Origin of the sequence: Streptomyces sp. WMMC500 (assembly GCF_027497195.1) — a bacterium.
Lineage (GTDB): Bacteria > Actinomycetota > Actinomycetes > Streptomycetales > Streptomycetaceae > Streptomyces.
The window spans coordinates 6,002,343-6,024,017 of sequence record NZ_CP114905.1; the positions used below are offsets into that span (position 1 = coordinate 6,002,343).

Consider the following 21,675-nt stretch of genomic DNA (forward strand, 5'->3'; position numbering starts at 1 on the left):
GGCCGCGGGTGCTACGGGGACGGGGTGCGGGTGTCGTCCGGCTGGGCGGCGGGCGCGCCCGCGGCGCGCTGGAGGGCGCTGGCCAGGAGGGCGAGGTCCGTGGGGCCGTTGCCGAGCTCCCGCAGGGGGCGGCTCGTCGGAGGGGAGCCCATGCGGGCCCACTCCAGCGGTACGACCGTGGGCCGGGCCGTGGCCGTCCGGGGGATCCGGCCGGTGACCCGGGCCGCCTGGAACGGCACGGGCTCCGCCCCGGCGGCGCACAGCAGCCCGCGCCCGGGCGGCACGTCGTCGCCGCCGAGCACCACGTGGTGCGCGGCGCCGGAGACGGCGGCGGTGGCGGCGGTCGCCTCGGACCGCGCGGTGGCGGTGACGAGATGCATGCCGAGGGGGCCGCCGTCGCGGGCGATGGCCTCGACCACGCGGACGACCGACCCGGCGGCGGGGCGCGCGGGGCTGCCGAGGGCGGGGGCCACGAGGGCGTCGTAGTCGTCGACGAGCAGCACGACGGCGGGCGGGACCGCACGGCGCCCGGCGGTGGCGCGGGACTCCGGCTCGGCGCCGCCCCGAGCACCCGGGGACGCGCCCTGACCGCCACCCGTCCCGGTTCCCGATGCCGCCCCGGCCGGTGCGCCCGTACCGCTCGCCGTCCCCGCGCCGGGTCCCGTACCCGGTGCGTCCTCGGCGGCGGACCGGGGGCGCAGGCGCAGCGTGTTGCTCTGCGGGGCGTGTACGTCCGCCGCGCCCCCCGGCCGCGGGTCGCCCGCCGCCCGGGGGCCCGGGATCGCCGGGCCCTGCGGCGCCGGCTCGCCCTCCGGGGCGTACCGCGCGGCCCGGCGCTTGAACTCCGCCCCCAGCTCCTGCGCGAACTCCCGCATCCGCACCGGGTCGGAGGCCACCAGATACCCCGAGACGTGCGGCAGGTCCGCCGCCGCGCCCAGCGCGTCGCCCCGCTCCCGCCCCGCGCCGTCGACCAGCACCAACTGCAGCCGCTCCGGCGGCTCCCCGGCCGCCAGCGCGGCGGCGAAGGAGCGCAGCAGCTCCGACTTGCCGCCCCGCGCGGCGCCTTCGACCGCCAGCGGCCCGGCGGCGAGGTCGGTCAGGAGCCGCCCGCCGGGACCGGCGCCGAGCACCGCGGCCACGCGCGGGGCGCCCGAACGGGACTCCAGCCAGCGGGCGGTCAGCGCGGTGGGGGTGGCGCGGGCGAGGCCGAGCTCGTCCAGGAGGCGTACGGCCCCGGGGAGGGCGCCGCGGCGGGCGGGGTGCGCGTCGTCGGTCTCCTCGCGCTCGCCGTACGGGGCCAGCGCGCGGGCCAGTCGCTCCGCCCAGGCGGCGGACACGGCGTCGACCGTCCCGGCCGGCCCCGCGGCGCCCTGCCCGGAGGCGGCGACCTCGAACCAGCCGCCGGCCGCGCCGGGTTCTGCCGACGGCGCGAAGCCGTCGCCGCGCAGGCGCGCGCGGCCGGTGCCGTAGGCGGTGGCGGGGGAGGAGGCGGCGGCTGGGTCGCGGGCTGGGTCGCCGGCTGAGTCATGGGCTGAGTCGTCGGCTGCGGCACGGCCCGCGTACGGATACTCCGCGGACGGCTCCGCCCGCGCGGACGGCGCTACGGTCCCGGGGGCGCCCGGCTCTGCCGGGCGCTGGAGGAGGCGCAGGCCGGTGGCCACGTCACCGCTGAGCAGCCCGACCGCGCCGCAGGCGGCGAAGCCGGGCGCCGCCTCGCGGGCGGCGGCGTACGTCGCGGTCAACGGCGAGGCGGGGGTGGCGGGCGGGGTCTCCGCGAGGCAGACGACGTGCACGCCGGCGGCGGGGCCGTGCTCGGCCAGCCGGGCGACGGCGTCGCGGACGGCGGCCGTCCCCGGATCGCCGTCGACGACGACCACGCTGCGCAGCCCCGGCACCGGTTGCTCCAGGCGCCGCTGCAACTCGCCCACGCGCGCGGCGGCCTGCTCCCGGTCGTATGCCAGCAGCAGCCGGCAGTCCTGGCCCTGCCGCGGGCGCACGTGGGGGAGCCAGCCGGCCCACGACCAGTCCTCGACGCGCGACTCGTGCGGCCGGGCCGGGTCGGCGGAGACCAGCACGAGTTCGAGGACGTCGGGCCCGTGCAGCGCGGCGAGTTGGGCCACGACGGACCGCGCGAGCCCGGCGAGGCGGGCGCGCGGCCCGGCGAGCGCGAGCGACCCGGCCCGGCGCAGCCCGACGGTCAGGGGGGCCGTACCCCCGCCGGCCCTGAACTCGGTGCCGAGCCGCACCACGAGCGCGTCGGCGTGCTCACTGCCGCGGCGGAACACGAGCCCCCGCCCGCCGGCCCGCGCGGTGCCCGCGGTGTCGCCGGGGTGCGCGGGATGGTGCGCCGGGGCGTCGTCGGGGGTGTTGCCCGGGGCGTCGTCCGGGGCGGAGACGAAACCCGGCCGGTACGCGGCTTCGCCGGCCAGGGCCGCCAGCAGGACGGCGGCGGCGTCCGGGTACCGCTCGTGCAGCTCGGCCGTCCCGGCGCGTGCGGCGCCCGGCCGCGCCGCGGAGGGGGCGGCGGCCAGCGCCGCGGCGTCCTCCCGGCCGCCCAGCCGACGGGCCCAGGCACGGATCCCGCGGCGCGGCGGCTGCGGTACGGAGGCCGTCCCCGCGGCGGCGCCCCGGGGGCGCAACTCCGGCGGCACGACCGTGCCCCGCGTCGGCGTACCGCTCCGGCGCGGCGCGGCGCCGCCCGGCCCGCCCCGGCCGGGAGCGCCGTGCCCCTCGCCGTCTCCCGGCTCCGTCGCGGCGGAGCCGTGCGCCGCCCGCGCGTCGTCACCGTCGCCGCGCGCCGCGCCGGAGCCCTCGGCGAAGACGTGCGTCCCAACGCCGTGCGTACGGTCCGCTCCCACGGGCCCGTACCCGGCGCCCGCGCCGGGGCCCCGCCGCCCGGCTCCGGGCTGATCCGGATGTCCGCTCCCGCGCTCACCGCCGTACGCCGCACTCTCCCCGTCGCCCTCGTGCGCCCGGCCCGGCTCGGCGCCGCCGTACTCCGGGCCGCCGTACTCCGGGCCGCCGCCCGCCGGCCAGCCGCCGCCCAGGCCGCTCGTCGTCGTCCCCGGCTCCTGCGGCCGGCGCTGCTCCGGGACCCGGCTGTGCTCCGCAGACGCGGAGCCCCACGCCGGGTCCTGCGCCGCTCCCGGCCCCGGTCCGCCGCCGTGGCCCGCGCCGCCCCCGTCCGCCCGTCCGGACCCCGCGCCCCCGTGCACCGCCGCCTCGCGCGCGCCCGCCGCCGGCTCCGTGATCCGCAGCGCCGTCTCCCCCACCCGCAGCACCGCGTCCGTCCGCAGCGGCACCGGGGCCGTGCCCACCGGAACGCCGTCGACCGTCGTGCCGTTCGTGGAGCCCAGGTCCGCCACCGTGACGCCGCCGTCCGGCGCGACCGTCAGCGCGCAGTGGAGCCGCGAGACGTCCGGGTCGTCCAGCGGGACGTCGGCGTCCGCCGATCTGCCGATCCGGATCTGGCCGCCGTGCAGCAGGTGCACTCCGCCCGCGTCGGGGCCCGCGACCACCCGCAGGCTGGTGACCGCCGCCGCGTCCGCCTCCGGGGGCCGGCCGTGGTCCGGGTCCGCCGGGCCGCCGAGGCTCAGGACCGCGCCGTCCACCAGCGGGGGTTCGCCGAGCAGGGTGCGGTCCGGGTCGAGGAGCCGCCGGCCCGCGTACACGGGGACGCCCGCGCCGCCCCCCGCGCCGCCCGCTGCGCCCCCGCCGCCGCCCGCGGCCGCCGCCGCGTCGAGGAGGCCCCCGGCCACGGCGCCCAGTGTCGTGCCGGCAGGTGCGGTGACGATCACATCGCGGCCGCGTGCGGCGCCGCCGCCGCGCGTCGCCTGGACGGTCAGCCGGATCTGCATGCCGGTCACCGCTCCCTTCCCTGGGCAGGGCCGAATTCGAGGGCCGCGGTCATATTCCCATCTCCCACCGACAGCCCGCTGCCGGACCGGTGTTGGCGGATCTTGTATGGCTGCTTCCTGCCCCGACTTCGACTCGGAATTTGCCGTTACGGACCGCTCTTGACACCTTCGTCAGCCCTGCGGGGCAACCAACGACCGGGGAGCTGACGTCTTTCCTTCGCACAGGCGTCACGAAACGGCCGCGGACGGGCGATACGGCAGCACGGCACGGGTGAGAGCGCGCCGCGAACGGGTACCGCGTCCGCAGGGGACGCCGGAAGAGCGGCGGAAGGGCGGCGGAAGAGCCGCAGGAGGGCAGCGGAAGAAAACGGGAGGCGCCTTCCGGAAGACCGGGTGCCGGGGCGGGCCGGGAGGATGGCCTCCCGGGTCCGGACCGACCCCGGCGGACGCTGCGGTGACGCCACTAGAGTGGTGCAGATGGCGCACGGACCGACCGGTCCGCGGGCCGGCAGGAACGATCACGACCAGGGAGCGCATGACGTGCGGCCGGTAGGCAGCAAGTACCTCCTCGAAGAGCCGCTCGGGCGCGGCGCCACGGGCACCGTGTGGCGTGGCCGCCAGCGCGAGACGGCGGGGGCGGAAGCCGCCGTGGCGGGCAGCCCGGGCGAGGTGGTCGCCATCAAGGTCCTCAAGGAGGAGCTGGCGGGCGACCCCGACGTGGTGATGCGGTTCCTGCGGGAGCGCTCCGCGCTGCTGCGCCTCACCCACCCGAACATCGTGCGCACCCGCGACCTCGTCGTCGAGGGCGATCTGCTGGCCCTCGTCATGGACCTCGTCGACGGCCCCGACCTGCACCGCTACCTCCGCGACAGCGGCCCCTTCACGGCCGTGGCCGCCGCCCTGCTCACCGCCCAGATCGCGGACGCGCTGGCCGCCAGCCACGCCGACGGCATCGTCCACCGCGACCTCAAGCCCGCGAACGTGCTCCTCGCCGGCGGCCCCGGGCCCGACGGGGCCGGCCGGATGCACCCGATGCTCACCGACTTCGGCATCGCCCGGCTCGCGGACTCCCCGGGCCTGACCCGCACCCACGAGTTCGTCGGCACGCCCGCGTACGTGGCGCCCGAATCCGCCGAGGGCCGCCCGCAGACCTCCGCCGTGGACGTCTACGGCGCCGGCATCCTGCTCTACGAGCTGCTGACCGGCCGGCCACCCTTCGGCGGCAGCTCCGCCCTGGAGGTGCTCCACCAGCACCTCAACCAGGAGGCGCAGCGCCCGCCGGGCCTGCCGGACCCCATGTGGACCGTCGTCCAGTCCTGCCTGCGCAAGAACCCCGATGAGCGCCCCAGCGCCGAGAACCTGGCCCGCGGGCTGCGCACCGTGGCCGCCGGCATCGTCGCCGGCGCCAGCCCGGAGCAGGCCACCGCCGCCCTCGGCGTCGCCGCGCTCCTGGCGGCCGACCCGCATCCGGCGCAGGTCCCGGGCACGGGCGTCGGCGCGTCCGACCCCACGCAGATCCTCCCGGCGGGCAGCGGCGGCGCCCCCGGGCAGCAGGGGATGTACGACCCGAACGCGGCCACCAGCTTCCTGCCCGCCGGCGCCGCCGGTGCCGGGGGAGCCGCGGCGGGCGCCGCCGCCGCGCACGGCCAGCAGGGCCCCGGCGGCCCGGGCGCCCCGGGAGCCGAGGACGGCACCCGTGTGATGCCCGTCACCGACGGACCGCCGCAGCCGGAGGGCCCGCACCCCTGGGAGACCCAGATGCGCGCCGCGCGGGACCGCGGCGAGCAGACCCAGCAGATCGGCTACCTCGACCCCAGCGAGGACCCCCTGCGCCGCCGCCCGCCGCGGCGCGTGCAGCGCCGGCAGCCGCCGCCCGAGGCGTACGCGGCCCCGCCGCCCCGCCGCGAGCCGCAGCCCCAGCGCTACGAGCCCCGCCCGCAGCAGCCCGCGCCCCCGCCGCAGCAGCCCCCGCGCGAGCGGCGGCGCAGCGCGAACCCGATGCGCATCCCGGGGCTCGGCTGCCTGAAGGGCTGTCTGTTCACGATCCTCATATTGGTCGTCGGCTCGTGGCTGGTCTGGGAGCTGACGCCGGTCCAGGACTGGATCGCGGACGGCAAGGGCTTCTGGGACCAGATCACGGACTGGGCCACCGACTTCAAGAACTGGGTCTCGGACTTCAACGAGGCCGCCGACGACGCCGAGAAGACCAGGGACAACATCAACGACGGCGTCAACGATCTGAACAACCTCGAGGACGGGCTGCCGGACGGCGCGGGTCAGTGACCGCCGGGCCCGCCGGCCCGCGAAACCGCCCCCTGGCCTGTGCGCTTGCCGACAAGTCGACACCCACGGGGGGTTTCCGCGCCGGTCCGGCACCCAACGTCCGCGTCGCCGCGTAGCTTTGTCGTCATGGCACGCAGAATCGGCAGCCGATACGCCGCCCATCAGGTGATCGGACGCGGCAGCGCGGGCACGGTGTGGCTCGGCGAGGGCCCGGAGGGACCGGTCGCCATCAAGCTGCTCCGCGAGGACCTGGCCGAGGACCGGGAGCTGGTCGAGCGCTTCCTGCGGGAGCGCACCGCGCTGATGAGCCTGGACCATCCGCGGGTCGTCGGCGTCCGCGACCTCGTCGTCGACGGCCGCGACCTGGCGCTCGTCATGGACCTCGTCCGCGGCACGGACCTGCGCACCCGGCTGGAGCGCGAGCGCCGGCTGCTGCCGCAGGCCGCCGTCGCCATCGCCGCCGACGTGGCCGAGGCGCTCGCCGCCGCGCACGCCGCGGGGCTCGTCCACCGGGACGTCAAGCCCGAGAACGTCCTGCTGGACTCCGACGCCCCCGCCGGCCCCGGCGGTGCGCCGCCCGCGCTGCTCACCGACTTCGGGGTGGCCAAGCTCATCGACGCCCCCAGCCGCGCGGTGCAGCCTCCCCCCGCCGTGCCCCGCGGGCGCGGCGGCACCGCCGCCGGCACCCGGGTGCCGACCCAGCGCCGCGTCATCGGCACCCCCGACTACGTCGCCCCCGAGATCGTCGAGGGCCTGCCCGCGCGCGCCGCCGTCGACATCTACGCCCTGGCCACCGTGCTGTACGAGCTGCTGGCCGGCTTCACGCCCTTCGGCGGCGGCCACCCCGGCGCCGTGCTGCGCCGGCACGTGACGGAGACCGTCGCGCCGCTGCCCGGCATCCCCGACGAGCTGTGGGAGCTGCTGCTGCAGTGCCTCGCGAAGGCGCCGGCGTCCCGGCTGCGCGCGGTGGAGCTGGCCGCCCGGCTACGCGAGATCCTGCCGGACCTGGAGGGGCTGCCGCCGCTGGACGTCGAGGAGTCGCCGGACGGGGCGGACGGCCCGGGCGGCCGGTCGCCGGACACCATGCTGCTCGGCACGGACCGCGCGGCGGCCCCGGCGGGGGCCCTCGCCGCGGCCGGCGAGCCGACCGTGACCGGCGCCGGCGGACAGCCGCTGCGCGGCTCGGTGCCGCTGGTACGGTCCGCGGCGCCGGACTCCAACCGGGACACCCACACGAGCATGCGCATGCCCAGCGCGGACGAGCTGGCCGGCGGCGCCCGCGGCACCGCGCGCGTACCGCGGCTGGCCGGCCAGCCGCGGCCGGGCTCGGCCCGCGCCGCCCGCGCGGGCACGAGGCGGCGCGACGGGGGTGCCCCCACGCCCCTCGGGCGCAGGGGCAGGCTGAAGCTCACGGTGGCGGCGGCGGTCGTCGCCGTCGCGGGCGTGGGCGGCTGGCTGGTCGCGTCGGGCGGCGGCGACGGCGGGAACGGCGGTGGCGGCGGCGACCGCTCCACCACCTCGGAACCCTGAGCAGGCCCCCGCGCACGGGGGCCGGTCCGACCCGTAGCACGTCCACGGATACGCGCCACCTGCGACCGGAGTGTGCAGCGGTACGCTGGTGGGGTGGCAGCACCTGATGTATCCGAATCGCTCAAGGCCCTCAGCTCCAGCATGGACTCCATCGAGGCCGTACTCGACCTCGACAGGCTGAGGGCCGACATCGCCGCGCTCGAAGAGGAGGCCGCGGCCCCCGCCCTCTGGGACGACCCGGAGAACGCGCAGCAGGTCACCAGCCGGCTCTCCCTCCTCCAGGGTCAGTTGCGCAAGACCGAGGAGCTGCGCGGGCGGATCGACGACCTCGAGGTCCTCTTCGAGCTCGCCGAGAGCGAGGGCGACGCGGACACGCAGCGCGAGGCCGAGGGCGAGCTCTCCTCGGTGCGGCGCGCGGTCGAGGAGCTGGAGGTGCGCACGCTGCTGTCCGGCGAGTACGACCAGCGCGAGGCGATGGTCAACATCCGCGCGGAGGCGGGCGGCGTGGACGCCGCGGACTTCGCCGAGCAGTTGCAGCGCATGTATCTGCGCTGGGCCGAGCACAAGGGCTATCCGACGGAGGTGCTGGACACCTCGTACGCGGAGGAGGCCGGCATCAAGTCGACGACCTTCGCCGTCAAGGCCCCGTACGCGTACGGCACGCTCTCCGTCGAGCAGGGGACGCACCGCATGGTGCGCATCTCCCCGTACGACAACCAGGGCCGCCGCCAGACGTCGTTCGCGGGCGTCGAGGTGCTGCCCGTCGTGGAGCAGACCGACCACATCGACATCCCGGAGAACGAGATCCGGATCGACGTCTTCCGCTCCTCCGGGCCGGGCGGCCAGTCCGTCAACACCACGGACTCCGCGATCCGTATCACGCACCTGCCGACGGGCATCGTCGTCTCCTGCCAGAACGAGAAGTCGCAGATCCAGAACCGCGCCGCCGCCATGCGCGTGCTGCAGGCCCGCCTGCTCGCCAAGCGCAAGGAGGAGGAGCAGGCGAAGATGAACGCGCTCAAGGGCGACAGCGCCGGCTCGTGGGGCAACCAGATGCGGTCCTACGTGCTGCAGCCCTACCAGATGGTCAAGGACCTGCGCACGACGCACGAGGTGGGCAACCCGCAGGCGGTGCTCGACGGCGAGATCGACGGCTTCCTGGAGGCGGGCATCCGCTGGCGGAAGCAGCAGGAGCAGGCGGCCGCCGAGAGCTGAGTTCCCGGCCGCCGGTGGCCGGGTTGCGCCGCCGGCGGGCGGCGCGCACCGAACAAGTTATCGGCTGCAATTCCACGGCTGACCGCGGGCGTTGCGCTTTCCTTCGCGAGTGTCACAGTCGTGCACCACTTACCCCGGACAATGACCGGAAAAAGGTGCAACCCCGTCTCAACTCGCTTGACGCTCCACCGATTACCCGACAGGCTTGCCGCCGAGCTTTGTAGGTGTGTGGGGTTCGTGTGACTCAGGGGGGTATACCCGCCGCGAACAGGCCCCGTACCGACGCCAGCCCACTGACGAGTACGGCTACTGGGGGTAGCAGCAATGACGAACAAAGTGCGTGTACGGGTGGCGCGTGTCGCCGCCAGCGCGCTGATCGCCGGCGGGGCTTCCCTTGCCGCCGCCGGTGCCGCGCAGGCCACCGGCGACGACGGTGGCGACAGCGGTCGCCAGGGCTCCGGCCTTGAGGTCAACGCGATCGCCGGTGTGGCCGGTATCGGCGCCACCGACACCGGCGGCGACACCGTTGGCCCCGGCGGCGTCGATGACGGCGGGACCACGGACGACGGTGGCACGACTGACGACGGCGGGACCACCGATGACGGTGGCACGACCGACGATGGTGGCACCACCGATGACGGCGGGACCACCGATGACGGCGGGACCACGGACGACGGTGGCACGACCGACGACGGCGGCACGACCGACGACGGCGGGACCACGGACGACGGCGGGACCACGGACGACGGCGGCACGACCGACGACGGCGGCACGACCGACGACGGCGGGACCACCGACGACGGCGGGACCACCACCGACGGCGGTGCCGACGACGGTGGCTCCGGCGACGACGGCGGTCAGCAGACCACCGGCGGTCAGCAGACCACCGGCGGCACCGGCGGCGACAGCGACTGCGAGCTGGACGGCGACAGCGTGATCTGCGAGGCCGAGTCGACCTCCGGCGGCAGCGAGCCCTCGCCGGCCGGCGACAGCGAGCCGCAGGACGAGCTCGCCGAGACCGGCTCCAGCGGCACCACGTACCTGCTCGTGGGTGCGGCCAGCATCATCGCCGGCGGCGTCGGCTTCCGGCTGCTGCCGCGGCTGATGACCCGCAACGAGACGGCTGCCTGACCCGCGGCGCAGGCCGTACAGGCGACACGAAGGGCCCGGAGCGATGCGCTCCGGGCCCTTCCGCGTGCCGCACAGCGCTTCGGCACGCGTTCGATCAAGGAAATGTGATGTCGATCACATTCGCGGCTCCGTTCGCGAGCGTCGTACGCTCGCGCCCCCGCCGCGTCGCGGCTACGCCGTCCGCTGCTGCAGGAACAGCACCGCCGCCACGGCCGCCAGCAGCGCCAGCAGTATCCACACCGTGGTCGGCGTCACGCCGCGCCAGCCGTTCTCCTGGCGCATGCGCTCCCTGCTCGCCCGGCAGACGGAACAGCGGCCCTCGCTCACGGGTCCCGCACAGCTCGCGCAGACCAGCCAGTCGCGTGTCATGTGCTCCCTCCTCCCGCTTCGCTCTCCATGCCCCCTGAACCCACTCCTCCATCTACCACTGTGCCAGGTCCGGAGCGAATCGGCGCGCGTCCCCGGATCCCCGCAGGCGCCCGGGACGGTTTGTCCGTGACGAAACGCACCAACCGCCCACGGCGACTGCGCGCCCCCTCCGCCTTCGCGTAAGGTCACCTGCGACCGCGACAGGGAGCCCAGCGTGATCCGATTCGACAACGTCACCAAGCTGTACCCCAAGCAGAACCGCCCCGCGCTCCAGGACGTCTCGCTGGAGATCGAGCGCGGCGAGTTCGTGTTCCTCGTGGGGTCCTCCGGCTCCGGCAAGTCCACGTTCCTGCGGCTCATCCTGCGCGAGGAGCGGACCACGCACGGCCAGGTGCACGTGCTCGGCAAGGATCTCGCCCGGCTGTCCAACTGGAAGGTGCCGCAGATGCGGCGCCAGTTGGGCACGGTCTTCCAGGACTTCCGGCTGCTGCCGAACAAGACCGTCGCGGAGAACGTCGCGTTCGCCCTCGAAGTGATCGGCAAGCCCCGCGGCCAGATCCGCAAGACCGTCCCCGAGGTGCTCGACCTCGTGGGCCTGGCGGGCAAGGGCGACCGGATGCCCGGCGAGCTCTCCGGCGGTGAGCAGCAGCGCGTCGCCGTCGCGCGGGCGTTCGTCAACCGGCCCATGCTCCTCATCGCGGACGAGCCGACGGGCAACCTCGACCCGCAGACCTCGGTCGGCATCATGAAGCTGCTCGACCGCATCAACAGGACCGGTACCACAGTGATCATGGCCACCCATGATCAGCAGATCGTCGACCAGATGCGCCGGCGCGTCATCGAACTCGAGTTGGGGCGGCTGGTACGCGACCAGTCGCGCGGTGTGTACGGATACCAGCACTGAGCTGCTGCCCCCGGAGCTGAAAGGACGGGCATGCGCGCCCAGTTCGTCTTCTCGGAGATCGGTGTCGGTCTCCGCCGCAACCTGACGATGACCTTCGCGGTGATCGTCTCCGTGGCCCTGTCGCTGGCCCTGTTCGGGGCCTCCTGGCTCATGGGCAAGCAGGTCGACACCATGAAGGGCTACTGGTACGACAAGGTCAACGTCTCCATCTTCTTCTGCAACGAAGTGGACGCCGAAACCTCGCCCAACTGCGAGAAGGGTGCGGTCACGGCGGAGCAGAAGAAGGAGATCCAGGACGACCTGAACGCCCTGGACATCGTCGAGAGCGTGCAGTACGAGTCCAGCGAAGAGGCGTACAAGCACTACAAGGAGCAGTTCGGCGACTCCCCGCTGGCCTCCTCCCTCACGCCGGACCAGATGCAGGAGTCCTTCCGCGTCAAGCTGTCGGACCCCGAGCGGTACGAGGTCATCACCAGCGCCTTCGCCGACAGACCGGGCGTCCAGGAGGTACAGGACCAGCGCAACGTGCTGGAGAGCCTGTTCAACCTGCTCAACGGCATGACGTACGCGGCCATCGGCGTGATGGCGCTGATGCTCGTCGTGGCGATCATGCTGATCGTCAACACCGTACGGGTGTCGGCGTTCAGCAGGCGCCGGGAGACCGGGATCATGCGGCTGGTGGGCGCGTCCAGCGTCTACATCCAGTTGCCGTTCATCGTCGAGGCCGCCGTCGCCGGGCTGATCGGCGCGAGCTTCGCGGCGGTGCTGCTCGTCGGCGGCAAGCACTTCCTCATCGACAACTGGCTCGCTGACAAGATCCTGTTGATCAACTTCATCGGGTGGGACGAAGTGATCCGGGTGCTGCCGCTCGTCGTCGCGATCGGCCTGCTCATGCCGGGCATCGCCGCCTTCTTCGCCTTGCGCAAGTACCTCAAGGTCTGACAATCAGGGTGGGTGTGGCGTAGGCCACGTACGCGCCGTGGCGGGCGTCAACTCCCCATACGGCACCCGTTGCTGTCCTACACTCAGCGACATGTCGGGCCCGTCTGACGATGAGAAGCCCCGCAGCGCCTTCCGCCGCGGGGCCGGTCTGACGTTGGTCTTCGTCAGCGTCCTGGCCACCGGAGCCGCCACCGGGTCCTGGCCCGGCGAGGCGGAACGCCCGCCCAAGGTGCTCACCGGCCACGTCGCCGGGGAGCGGGTCTACGAGCCGCGCGCCGGCGAGGGCGGCACCGCCCACTCCGCGGGCGAGCTGGTCAGCCGCAGCGGAGACCGCTGGTCGACGGCGTACAGCGCGCGCGAGTACGAGTCGCTGCAGCGGATGCTGGCGGGCAAGTACGTCGGCGTCGGGCTGTGGATCAAGACCGACGGGGCCGGCCGGATGGAGATCGCCCAGGTGGGCGCGGACAGCCCGGCCGCCGAGGCCGGCATCCGGACCGGCGACCGGCTCCGCGCCGTCGACGGCACGCCGGTCGCGGGCCGGCCCGTCACCGAGGTCGTCGCGCTGCTGCGCGGCGACGAGCTGGGCGAGGGGGCGCGCGGAAGCACGGTGGTGCTCGCGCTGCAGCGCGGCGAGCGGCGTTGGGCGCGGCCCGTGCGCCGGGTGGAGCTGAAGGCCGAGTCCGTGACCGTACGGCAGCACAGGCCAGCGGACGACGGGGCCACGGCCCACGTGATCCGGGTGGAGAGCTTCACCCGCGGCAGCGGCGCCGAGGTACGCCGGGCCGCGGCCGGGGCCCGCGGCAGCGACGGCCTCATCCTCGACCTGCGGGGCAACTCCGGCGGCCTCGTCGTGGAGGCCGTCGAGGCGGCGTCGGGCTTCCTCGACGACGGGGTGGTGGCGACGTACGACCTGGAGAGCGGCCAGCAGGCGCTGTACGCGAAGCCGGGCGGCAACACCGAGACGCCGCTGGTCGTCCTCGTCGACGGCGGCACGATGAGCAGTGCCGAGCTGCTGGCCGGGGCGCTGCAGGACCGCGGCCGCGCCGTCGTCGTCGGCACCCGCACCTTCGGCAAGGGCTCGGTGCAGATGCCGAGGGCCCTGCCGGACGGCTCCGTCGCCGAGCTGACGGTCGGCGAGTACCGCACCCCGGCCGGGCGCAGCCTGGAGGGCGTCGGCGTCACCCCGGACCTCGACCTGGCCGTCACGGGCGACCGGGACGCCGAGGCGGAGGCCCGGACGGTTTTGAGTGGCCTCGGTGGCGGCGTTTAGGCGACAATGGCCCGGCTATGGGTAAAGACACGGGTCGCAAGCTGATCGCGCAGAACAAGAAGGCGCGGCACGACTACCTCATCCTCGACACGTACGAGGCGGGGCTCGTGCTGACCGGTACCGAGGTCAAGTCGCTCCGCCAGGGGCGGGCCTCGCTCGCCGACGGCTTCGCGCACCTCGACGGCGGCGAGATCTACCTGCACAACGTGCACATCCCGGAGTACTCGCAGGGTACGTGGACGAACCACACCGCGCGCCGCAAGCGCAAGCTCCTGCTGCACCGCGCCGAGATCGACAAGCTGATCGGCAAGACGCAGGAGACCGGGCTGACGATCGTGCCGCTGGCGCTGTACTTCAAGGACGGCCGGGCCAAGGTGGAGATCGCGCTGGCGCGCGGCAAGCGGGAGTACGACAAGCGGCAGGCGCTGCGCGAGAAGCAGGACAACCGCGAGGCGCAGAAGGCGATCTCCGCGGCCCGCCGCAGGTTCCGCGGCTGACCTGCGCGGACGGGCCCGTACGGCGGGGGAATGTGGTGGCATGCCGCGGCGTTCTTCCTCTACCATGGCAGCAGCGGCTCCTCGCGGGCTGCGCACCTTGAAAACACCACATGGGGATGATCGGTTTCGACAGCGGCTGTCGGAACAGGAGAAGCGAGCCGAGGAAGCGGCCATGATCTCGTTAACCACAGGCCGAAACAAATAATCGCCAACACCAAGCGCGATTCCTTCGCCCTCGCTGCCTAAGTAGCGACTTGCGAAGTGTCAGCCCGGGGGTGTTCCCGACCCGGATCCTGGCATCAGCTAGGGAACTCCACTGCTAGACCCGGTCACGGGGTGTAGCAGGACACATCACAGTGACTGAGCCCGTCGGAGACTTGTCCGCGTGATCTCCGGGGCCGAGAAAAACGTAGCGGACTGCGCTCGGAGAAGTCCTGTCCCTGCACCGTTGGACGCGGGTTCGATTCCCGCCATCTCCACGAAGGCGAGAGGCGACGTATGCCCACGGAAAGCGTGGGCCGCGTCGCCTTCGTCGTTTCTGCGCGGCTGCGCCGCGCGAGGCGGGGGCTCCGCCACCCGCACCCCCATGAGCAGGAGAGGCGACGTGTGCCTGCGAAAGCGCAGGCCGCGTCGCCTTCGTCGTTTCTGCACGGCTGCGCCGCGCGAAGCGGGGGCTCCGCCACCCGCACCCCCGTCACCGGGGTGGACCGGCGTCGTCAAGGGCGCGCAGGTGATCCGCCAACTGGATCAGCAAGCTCTGCGCCACCGGGGTGTGGCGGTACAGGAGGACCGGTGGGGAGGCGAAGTCGCCGAGTACGTGAGGGTTGGGGCGTACCCTCCGCGACATCCTCGCCAGCGTGACGCAGAACCTCGACACGTCCACCCTGCTCTCGTGGAACTCCTCCGGAGACACCCCGTAGAAGCAGCCGGGACCCAGCGACAGGTCCTCAAGCTCGTCCAACTCCGCGACGTTCTCCGTTCGTTTGAGCGCAGACTGCCGGCCCGCCCGCTCCGCCCGGTACAGCGGGCCCCGCAGGGACGACGGTGCGGTGGTCGCGCTGTCGAACCGGCGGTTCCGTAACTCTCCGTCGATGACGAGGCTTTCGAGCGCGTACGCGTGCCGGTGCACGGCCAGGGCCGGTTCGTGCGGGCGCCGTTCGCCGCGCGGCCAGCAGTGCAGGAAGTACCCCCGGCCCGCATGGTCTCTGGCCACTTCGAGCCGGAAGAAGCCCAGCGGGTGCCACAGGGCGGGAAGGCGCGCGAGGTCCAGCCGCCCGGCCAGCTCGCCGAGCGCGGCGACGACTCCGGCGGCGTCGTGAGCGTCGTAGGCCGCGGCGAGCACGGGAGCGACGGACTCGTCGCCGGACATCGAGGTCTCCGGGGCGTGGGGAGGTGGACCGTCTGTCTGGGGCGCGTTCACTATGCAAGTAGTTCTCGGCCCGGGCAATGGTGTGGGCACGGGGACCGATCGCTTTCGGACGGGGCAAGGTGCCGGGTCAGAGCGGGGGAGGGGTGTCGGGGAGGCGCTCGATGACGAGGAGCGCCGCGTCGTCGGACAACTGCCGGCGGGTGTGCCGGAGCAGGTCGGCGCGCAGGGCCGCGACGAGGCCGTCCAGGTCGACGGCGGCGTGGCGGGCGGCGCTGCCGGCGAGGGGGAAGTACACGCCGTGCTCGTCGCGGGCCTCGATGAACCCGTCGGTGTAGAGCAGCAGCCGCTCGCCCGGGCGGAAGGCGATGGTCTGGGGGACCGGCAGCGTGCCGACGAGCCCGCCGAGCCCGATCGGGAGGCCGGGCCGGGCGGGCGGGTGGCTGGTCACCTGGCCGCCGCCGATCAGCAGCGGCTCGGGGTGGCCCAGGTGCACGATGCGGGCGACGGGCTCGTCCGGCGGGATCTCCACCAGCAGAGCGGTGGTGAAACGCTCGCTGAAGGCCTCCGACGGGTCGTCGCGGTCGATCTCCCGCTGCGCCGTCTCCTCCATGCGCCCGGCGACCTCCCCGATCGTCGGCTCACGGTGCGCGGCCTCGCGGAAACACCCGGTCAGCACGGCGGACACGCCGACGGCGGGCAGCCCCTTGCCCCGTACGTCGCCGATGAGCACCCGCGCGCCGAACGGGGTGTGCAGCGCCTCGTACAGATCCCCGCCGATCTGCGCCTCCGCCTCGGCGGCGAGGTAGACGCTGCGCAGCGCGAGCCGGCCGATGCGGGGCGGCGGCGGGCGCAGCAGCGCGAGCTGCGCGGCCGCGGCCACCGACCGGACCTGCTTCAGCTCTCTCTCGCGCTTTCTCCGGATGACGGCGGCGGCGATGCTCGCCAGGCCCACGGCGGCGGCCGACGCGAGGGCCATGTCCGCGCTGAGGTCACCCCAGAGGTCGTGGTACAGGTGCGTCGCCACCGTCAGCCCGACCGCGACGAGGGCGACCGCGGCGGTGGCCAGGACGGAGATGGTCGCCGCGGCCACCACGGGCGCGGCGACCAGCAGCGGCGCGGTCCGGGTCGAGGCGGGGGTGGAGAGGTCGATGATCACCGCGACCACGATGATCAGCACGGGGAACAGGACGCGGGGGATCCGGGACGCGCCGGGTGGTGCGTGGGCCTCGGCGCCTCCGACATCGCGGCGGTGGCCGCGGTGCGGCGGGAGTCGCATGGCGAGGGCGTCCTTCGGTTGGTTTAGTCCTTATGTCCTGATTATTCGAGACTAGGTCACGGTAGGGGAGGCGACGCGACCGTGCGACCCGATCGGGGCGGGGCAGTGCTCTCAGTGGTGTTCCGGCGCGGCCCGTAGCGCCAGGGTCTCCGGGGCGAGGATCTCCACCTCGCCGCGGGCGTACGTCAGCAGGCCGTCGCGGCGGAGTCCCGACAGCGCGCGGTTGAGCGTGACGCGGGTGACCCCGAGGTGGTCGGCCAGGGGCTGCTGGCCGCCGGGGAGGGGGACGCGGGAGGAGCGGAGCCGCGCGGCTTCCGCCAGCAGCCAGGCCGCGAGCCGGGCGGACGCGGGGAGGGTCGCCGTCGCGGTGAAGCGGGTCTGCTGGTCGCGGGCCTGGGCGGCGAGGGTCCGCAGGACGTGGGCGCGTACGGCGGTGGCGTCGTCGACGAGCGCGAGGAAGTCGGCCCGGGGCAGGCTGCGTACGGTGCAGGGGGTGACGGCGGTGAGCGTCGCGGTGTGGCCGCGGTCGTCGATCACCGCGACCTTGTCCAGCGCACACGGCCCCGCCCAGGCCCCGACCCGTACGACCCGCCCGGCCGCGGACACGACGGTGGCGGCGACCCGGCCGTCGAGGAGGAGCAGCAGGTGCCCGGCCGGCTCGCCGGCCGCGCGCAGCACCTCGCCGGCGGCGTACCGGCGCGGGACGGAGCGCTGCCAGAGCGCGTGCAGCCGGGCCGGGGGGAGGCCGCGGAGCAGCGGGACGGCGTGGAGGGCGGCCGGTGCCTCGGGCGCGGCGTCCGGGTCCGCGGGCTGCCCGCCGGGCGTGCCGGCGGCCGGTGTCGGCGGGGTCGTGTCCGCCTCCGGCGGCGTGCCGTTGCGTGTATCGGGCGATACAGATCCCCTCACACCCCCGACCGTACCGTCGCCCCATGCTCGTACTCGAACTGCGCTTCGCCGCCACCCCCGCCCGTCTCGACGCCCGGCCCGCCCACCGTGACCGGCTCCACCGCCTCCACCGCGACAAGACCCTCCTCGCCGCCGGCCCCTGGGCCGACGACTCCGGGGCCCTGCTCGTCTTCGACACGACCCGCGACCGGCTCGACGCGATCATGGCCGACGACCCCTACTACCGCACCCCCGGCGTCGAGGTCGTCGGCGTCCGCGAGTGGACCCCCGTCGTCGGCCCTTGACCTCTTGACCTCGACCGCGGTTCACCCGGCACGCTGTCGGCGTGACCCGTCCCCTCGTCCCGCGCGCCTACCGGCCCGTGCTCGCGCACCCGCGGCTGCGCCGGCTGCTGCCCGCCTTCGTGGCCTCGGACTTCGGCGGCGGCATGAGCATGGTCGCGGTGGCGTGGCTGGCGATCGTCATCGCCCCGGACGGCAGCGAGGGCCTGCTCGTCGGGGCCGCGCTCGCCGCGTACGCGCTGCCCGGGGCGGCGGGCGTGCTGCTGCTCGGGCGGTGGCTGCGGAAGCTGCCCGCGCGCCGGCTGCTCATGGCCAACTGCGCGCTGCGCGGCACCCTGTTGGGCTGCGTGCCGCTGGCCTGGGGCGTCGGAGTCCTGGATCCCGTGACGTACGTCGTGCTGCTCGGCTGCTCGTCGGTGCTGACCGCGTGGGGCAACGCGGGGAAGTTCACGCTGGTCGGCGAGCTGCTGCCGGAGCAGCACCGACTGGCCGCCAACGCCCTTCTCGGCGCGAGCATGTCCACGAGCATCGTCGCCGGCCCGGCCGTGGCCGGGTTCCTCGCCACGGCCGTCAGCCCGGCGTGGATCGTCGGCCTGGACGCGCTGACGTACCTGCTGCTCGCCGTGCAGACGGCGCGGCTGGGGCCCGGCGCCGAGGAGTCCCCGGAGGCGCCCCGCAAGCCCCCCGCCGGTCGCGGGCTGCGGCTGCTGGCCAGGCAGCGTGAACTGCTCGCGATCCTCATCCTCACCTGGCTGTTCTTCGCCCTCTACGGCCCCGTCGAGGTCGCCCTTCCGCTGTACGTCACCGGGGAGCTCGACGGCGACGCCGGGCTCCTCGGCCTGTTCTGGACCGCCTTCGGCGTCGGCGCGGTCGTCGGCGGGCTGACCGTCGGCGCGCTGCGGCGGCTGCCGCTGTGGCCGGTGACGCTCGGCATCGTCGCGGGCTGGGGTGCGACGCTGCTGCTGCCGTACGGGCTCGGGGCCGGGACCGCGGGTGCGATGGCCTGCTTCGCGCTGGGCGGCGCGGTGTACGGCCCGTACCCGGCGCTGTCGTTCACCCTCTTCCAGAACCGCACCCCCGAGGGGTGGCTGACCACGGTGCTCGCGGCGCGCGGCGCGGTGCTGCTCACGTCGACGCCGGTCGGGGCGGCGCTCGGGGGGCCGCTGGTCGCGGCGGTCGGGCCGCGGGCGGTGCTGGCGGGGTCGGGGGCGGCGACGGTGGGGGTGGCGGTGGTGGGCGCGGGGGTGTGGCTGGCGTCGCGGGGGGCGCGGCCGGTGGCGGCGGGGGCCGCGGGGGGAGAGGCGGGCGGGGCCGGAGGCGGGAAGGGGGCCGGCGCCGCGGCCGGAGACGCCGCCGGCGACTCGCCCTGACTCCGGGCGAGAGTCCGGCACGCGGGACGGGGGGCGGGGACCGCGGGTGTCACGGGGCGGCGGCCCCGGTGTGCGGCGCGGGTACGCGCCCGAGCAGGGTCACTGCGAGCGCGCCCAGCGCCAGCGCACCGCCCAGCCACAGCACCGACCGCGTGCCGAACCCGTCCACCATCCGGCCGCCCGTGAACGCCCCCAGGGCGATGGCCCCGTTGAACACGGCCACGAACAGCGACGTCGCGCCCTCCCGGGCCCGCGGCGCGGCAAGGCCCAGCCAGGTCTGCGTACTCACCGACACACCGCCGTAGGCCAGCCCCCACACGACCAACAGGACCGCCGCACCCGCCACCGACAGCCCGGCCGGCGGCACGAGCAGCATGGCGGCGGCGAGCGTGCCGCCGATCACCAGCACGGTGCCGCGCAGCCGCCGGCCCACGCGGGCGCCGGCGGCGAAGTTGCCGGCGATACCGGCGATTCCGTACGCCAGGAGGAGGGCGCCGATCAGCGACGCCCCGACGCCCGCGAGGTCCTCCAGGATGGGGCGTACATAGGTGTATGCGGCGAAGTGGCCCGTCACCAGCAGGAACACCACGGCGAGCCCGGTGGCCACCCGGGCGTTGCCGACCAGCCGCAGCACCCCGCCGAGCGCGACCGCCTCCTCGGCGGGCAGCGGCGGCAGCAGCACGGCCATGGCCGCGGTCACGAGCAGCGCCAGCCCGCCGACGGCGAGGAACGCGGCGCGCCAGCCGAGGAGTTCACCGACGTACGCACCGGCAGGTACGCCGACGACCGAGGCGACGGCGACGCCGCTGAAGATCAGGGAGGTCGCCGCCCCGACGGACCGGGACGGCACCAGCCGCACCCCCAGCCCGCCGGCGAGGGACCACACGCCCCCGAGCGCGACGCCGACGAGCACGCGGGCCGCCATCATGACCGCGAAGTCCGGCGACCAGGCGGCGAGCGCGCTGGCGGCGGCCAGGAGCGCCATCAGGGAGCAGAGGACGAGGCGCCGGTCGAGCCGGCCGACCGCGGCGGTGACGAGCGGGGCGGAGAAGGCGGCGATCAGGCCGGTGACGGTGAGCGTCAGTCCGGCCGTACCTTCGCTGACGTACAGCGAACCGCTGAGGGGTGTGAGCAGACCGACCGGCAGCATCTCGGACGTGACCACGGTGAAGGTGCCGGCCGCCACGGTCGCCACGGCGGCCCACCCGCCGGTGGGGGAGGGCGGCGGCGCGGCGGTGGGGGAGGGGGCGTGCGCGGCGGTGGGTGCGGACAGCTCGTCGACTTTTGCCATGGCCTCAGCCAAGCCGGGCGGGAGGGAGGGGAACAAGCGTGAAGTGTTCATGCTTCTATGAGGTGGACTAATCAAACGGCGGGGGCGTACGCGCATGGCGATCACGGGCGAGGGGGCAAGCGGCGGTGGTCAGGCGGCCTCGGGCAGGGTGGAGATCCGCGAGCTGGAGTGCTTCCTGATCCTCGCGGAGGAGCTGCACTTCGGACGTACCGGCGAACGACTTTATGTATCCCAGGGCCGGGTCAGTCAGCTCATCCGCGCGCTGGAACACCGCGTCGGCGCGCGCCTGGTGGACCGCACCAGCCGCCGGGTCCGGCTCACCCCGCTCGGCGAGGACTTCCTCGCCGACCTCCGCCCGGCGTACGCGGCGGTGCGGGCGGCGGTCGACGACGCCCGGGCGGCGGCGCTGGGGATCGGCGGGCCGCTGCGCATCGGGTTTCAGGGGGTGGTGGGGTACGGATTCATGGACGTGGTCGCGGAGTTCGAGGACCGGCACCCGGGGTGCACCACCCGGATCACCGAACTCCCGCTCTGCGATCCCTTCGGGGCGCTGCAGCGCGACGAGGTGGACACGGCGGTGGTGCTGCTGCCGATGGCGGAGCCGACGCTGGTGCTGGGCCCGGTGTTCTCCGTCCAGCCGCAGTACGTGGCCGCCTCCCGCCGCCACCCCTTCGCCGCCCGTGCGGAGTTGCGGGCCGAGGACCTGGCCACGACCCCGCTGATCGGCGTGACCGCACCGGCCCCGCCCTACTGGCGCGAGGCCCAGGCCCCGACGCACACCCCGTCGGGCACGCCGGTCCCGCGGGGGCCGGCGGTGGGCACGCTGCAGGAGGGCTTGTCGCTGGTGGCGGCGAACCGGGGGGTGATGCTGCTGTGCCGCCCGACGGCGGAGCACCACCCGCGGGGGGATGTGGTGTACGTGCCGGTGAGGGGGCTGCGGGACTCGGCGCTGGGGCTGGTGTGGCGGGGGGACGGGGAGAACGCGCGAACCCGGGCGTTCGCGGAGGCGGTGAGGGGGGCGGTGGGTGGCTGAGGGGGGACGTCCGCGCCCACCCCCGTCCCCCTCGCGGGGTCTCCTCGCGGGTCCCCCCTCGCCGGGTCTCCCGCCGGCCCTCGCGGGCCCCCTCCGGCGACCTGCCCCGGACCCGCCCCGGGTGACCCACCCCTCCCCACGCCCCGGATGG

General features: G+C 75.0%; 17 protein-coding genes and 1 other RNA gene. 12 read left to right on the forward strand and 6 right to left on the reverse strand.

The annotated features are described in order from the left end of the window. Positions 1–11: 11 nt before the first annotated feature. Positions 12–3,857: an FHA domain-containing protein gene (locus O7599_RS25875; RefSeq protein ID WP_281623510.1), complete on the reverse strand. Its 3,846-nt coding sequence runs from the start codon at positions 3,855–3,857 to the stop codon at positions 12–14. 540 nt (positions 3,858–4,397) lie between these two features. Between O7599_RS25875 and O7599_RS25880 the strand changes: the two genes are divergently transcribed. From O7599_RS25880 to O7599_RS25895, 4 genes are all read left to right on the forward strand, one after another. Then, entirely contained in the window at positions 4,398–6,140 is a 1,743-nt protein-coding gene (locus O7599_RS25880; protein WP_281618013.1) for a serine/threonine-protein kinase, read from the forward strand. A 126-nt stretch (positions 6,141–6,266) separates the two neighbouring features. Beyond that, positions 6,267–7,670 carry a serine/threonine-protein kinase gene (locus tag O7599_RS25885; RefSeq protein ID WP_281618014.1) on the forward strand — a complete coding sequence of 468 codons (1,404 nt, stop codon included), beginning with the start codon at positions 6,267–6,269 and terminating at the stop codon, positions 7,668–7,670. Positions 7,671–7,763: 93 nt separating this feature from the next. Beyond that, complete coding sequence (gene prfB / locus O7599_RS25890) at positions 7,764–8,885, forward strand: peptide chain release factor 2 (RefSeq protein ID WP_281618015.1); 1,122 nt, start codon at positions 7,764–7,766, stop codon at positions 8,883–8,885. Between the two features lie 324 nt (positions 8,886–9,209). Continuing rightward, positions 9,210–10,016, forward strand: a complete 807-nt coding sequence (locus tag O7599_RS25895; protein ID WP_281618016.1) for a hypothetical protein — start codon at positions 9,210–9,212, stop codon at positions 10,014–10,016. A gap of 171 nt (positions 10,017–10,187) precedes the next feature. Here O7599_RS25895 and O7599_RS25900 read toward each other — a convergent pair whose 3' ends face one another. Next, the gene (locus tag O7599_RS25900; protein WP_281618017.1) at positions 10,188–10,385 is read right to left on the reverse strand and encodes a hypothetical protein; all 198 of its coding nucleotides are present in this window, start codon (positions 10,383–10,385) and stop codon (positions 10,188–10,190) included. Between the two features lie 214 nt (positions 10,386–10,599). Between O7599_RS25900 and ftsE the strand changes: the two genes are divergently transcribed. The 5 genes from ftsE to ssrA all read left to right on the forward strand — a co-directional run bounded on the left by ftsE (position 10,600) and on the right by ssrA (position 14,480). Continuing rightward, the gene (gene ftsE / locus O7599_RS25905; RefSeq protein WP_281618018.1) at positions 10,600–11,289 is read left to right on the forward strand and encodes a cell division ATP-binding protein FtsE; all 690 of its coding nucleotides are present in this window, start codon (positions 10,600–10,602) and stop codon (positions 11,287–11,289) included. A gap of 30 nt (positions 11,290–11,319) precedes the next feature. Then, a complete protein-coding gene (gene ftsX / locus O7599_RS25910) occupies positions 11,320–12,231 on the forward strand; it encodes a permease-like cell division protein FtsX (RefSeq protein ID WP_281618019.1) in 912 nt (303 codons plus the stop codon). Positions 12,232–12,385: 154 nt separating this feature from the next. Then, positions 12,386–13,501, forward strand: a complete 1,116-nt coding sequence (locus O7599_RS25915; protein ID WP_281623511.1) for a S41 family peptidase — start codon at positions 12,386–12,388, stop codon at positions 13,499–13,501. Between the two features lie 17 nt (positions 13,502–13,518). After that, on the forward strand, positions 13,519–13,998 hold the full coding sequence (smpB, locus tag O7599_RS25920; protein ID WP_281618020.1) for an SsrA-binding protein SmpB: 480 nt from the start codon (positions 13,519–13,521) through the stop codon (positions 13,996–13,998). 112 nt (positions 13,999–14,110) lie between these two features. Further along, positions 14,111–14,480: a transfer-messenger RNA gene (gene ssrA / locus O7599_RS25925) on the forward strand. A 212-nt stretch (positions 14,481–14,692) separates the two neighbouring features. Here the strand turns inward: ssrA and O7599_RS25930 are convergent. From O7599_RS25930 to O7599_RS25940, 3 genes are all read right to left on the reverse strand, one after another. Then, positions 14,693–15,367: a hypothetical protein gene (locus O7599_RS25930; RefSeq protein WP_281618021.1), complete on the reverse strand. Its 675-nt coding sequence runs from the start codon at positions 15,365–15,367 to the stop codon at positions 14,693–14,695. Between the two features lie 127 nt (positions 15,368–15,494). Beyond that, on the reverse strand, positions 15,495–16,643 hold the full coding sequence (locus tag O7599_RS25935) for a PP2C family protein-serine/threonine phosphatase (RefSeq protein ID WP_281618022.1): 1,149 nt from the start codon (positions 16,641–16,643) through the stop codon (positions 15,495–15,497). Positions 16,644–16,754: 111 nt separating this feature from the next. Continuing rightward, positions 16,755–17,549 carry a Crp/Fnr family transcriptional regulator gene (locus tag O7599_RS25940; protein ID WP_281618023.1) on the reverse strand — a complete coding sequence of 265 codons (795 nt, stop codon included), beginning with the start codon at positions 17,547–17,549 and terminating at the stop codon, positions 16,755–16,757. A gap of 23 nt (positions 17,550–17,572) precedes the next feature. On the opposite strand from O7599_RS25940, the gene O7599_RS25945 reads away from it, so the two are divergent. Together O7599_RS25945 and O7599_RS25950 are read left to right on the forward strand one after the other, a co-directional pair. Further along, complete coding sequence (locus O7599_RS25945; protein WP_281618024.1) at positions 17,573–17,833, forward strand: YciI family protein; 261 nt, start codon at positions 17,573–17,575, stop codon at positions 17,831–17,833. Positions 17,834–17,874: 41 nt separating this feature from the next. After that, positions 17,875–19,200, forward strand: a complete 1,326-nt coding sequence (locus O7599_RS25950) for an MFS transporter (RefSeq protein WP_281618025.1) — start codon at positions 17,875–17,877, stop codon at positions 19,198–19,200. A gap of 49 nt (positions 19,201–19,249) precedes the next feature. Here O7599_RS25950 and O7599_RS25955 read toward each other — a convergent pair whose 3' ends face one another. Then, entirely contained in the window at positions 19,250–20,395 is a 1,146-nt protein-coding gene (locus tag O7599_RS25955) for an MFS transporter (RefSeq protein ID WP_281623512.1), read from the reverse strand. Between the two features lie 190 nt (positions 20,396–20,585). Here O7599_RS25955 and O7599_RS25960 point away from each other — a divergent pair, with 190 nt between their 5' ends. Further along, on the forward strand, positions 20,586–21,524 hold the full coding sequence (locus tag O7599_RS25960; RefSeq protein ID WP_281618026.1) for a LysR family transcriptional regulator: 939 nt from the start codon (positions 20,586–20,588) through the stop codon (positions 21,522–21,524). The last annotated feature ends 151 nt before the right edge of the window (positions 21,525–21,675 follow it).

Excerpts from the sequence above, each read along its gene's own strand:
- O7599_RS25875 (WP_281623510.1), bottom strand. The coding sequence starts at position 3,857 with ATGCAGATCCGGCTGACCGTCCAGGCGACGCGCGGCGGCGGCGCCGCA.
- O7599_RS25885 (WP_281618014.1), top strand. The coding sequence starts at position 6,267 with ATGGCACGCAGAATCGGCAGCCGATACGCCGCCCATCAGGTGATCGGA.
- O7599_RS25895 (WP_281618016.1), top strand. The coding sequence starts at position 9,210 with ATGACGAACAAAGTGCGTGTACGGGTGGCGCGTGTCGCCGCCAGCGCG.
- O7599_RS25900 (WP_281618017.1), bottom strand. The coding sequence starts at position 10,385 with ATGACACGCGACTGGCTGGTCTGCGCGAGCTGTGCGGGACCCGTGAGC.
- ftsX (WP_281618019.1), top strand. The coding sequence starts at position 11,320 with ATGCGCGCCCAGTTCGTCTTCTCGGAGATCGGTGTCGGTCTCCGCCGC.
- smpB (WP_281618020.1), top strand. The coding sequence starts at position 13,519 with ATGGGTAAAGACACGGGTCGCAAGCTGATCGCGCAGAACAAGAAGGCG.
- O7599_RS25930 (WP_281618021.1), bottom strand. The coding sequence starts at position 15,367 with ATGTCCGGCGACGAGTCCGTCGCTCCCGTGCTCGCCGCGGCCTACGAC.
- O7599_RS25935 (WP_281618022.1), bottom strand. The coding sequence starts at position 16,643 with ATGCGACTCCCGCCGCACCGCGGCCACCGCCGCGATGTCGGAGGCGCC.
- O7599_RS25945 (WP_281618024.1), top strand. The coding sequence starts at position 17,573 with ATGCTCGTACTCGAACTGCGCTTCGCCGCCACCCCCGCCCGTCTCGAC.
- O7599_RS25960 (WP_281618026.1), top strand. The coding sequence starts at position 20,586 with ATGGCGATCACGGGCGAGGGGGCAAGCGGCGGTGGTCAGGCGGCCTCG.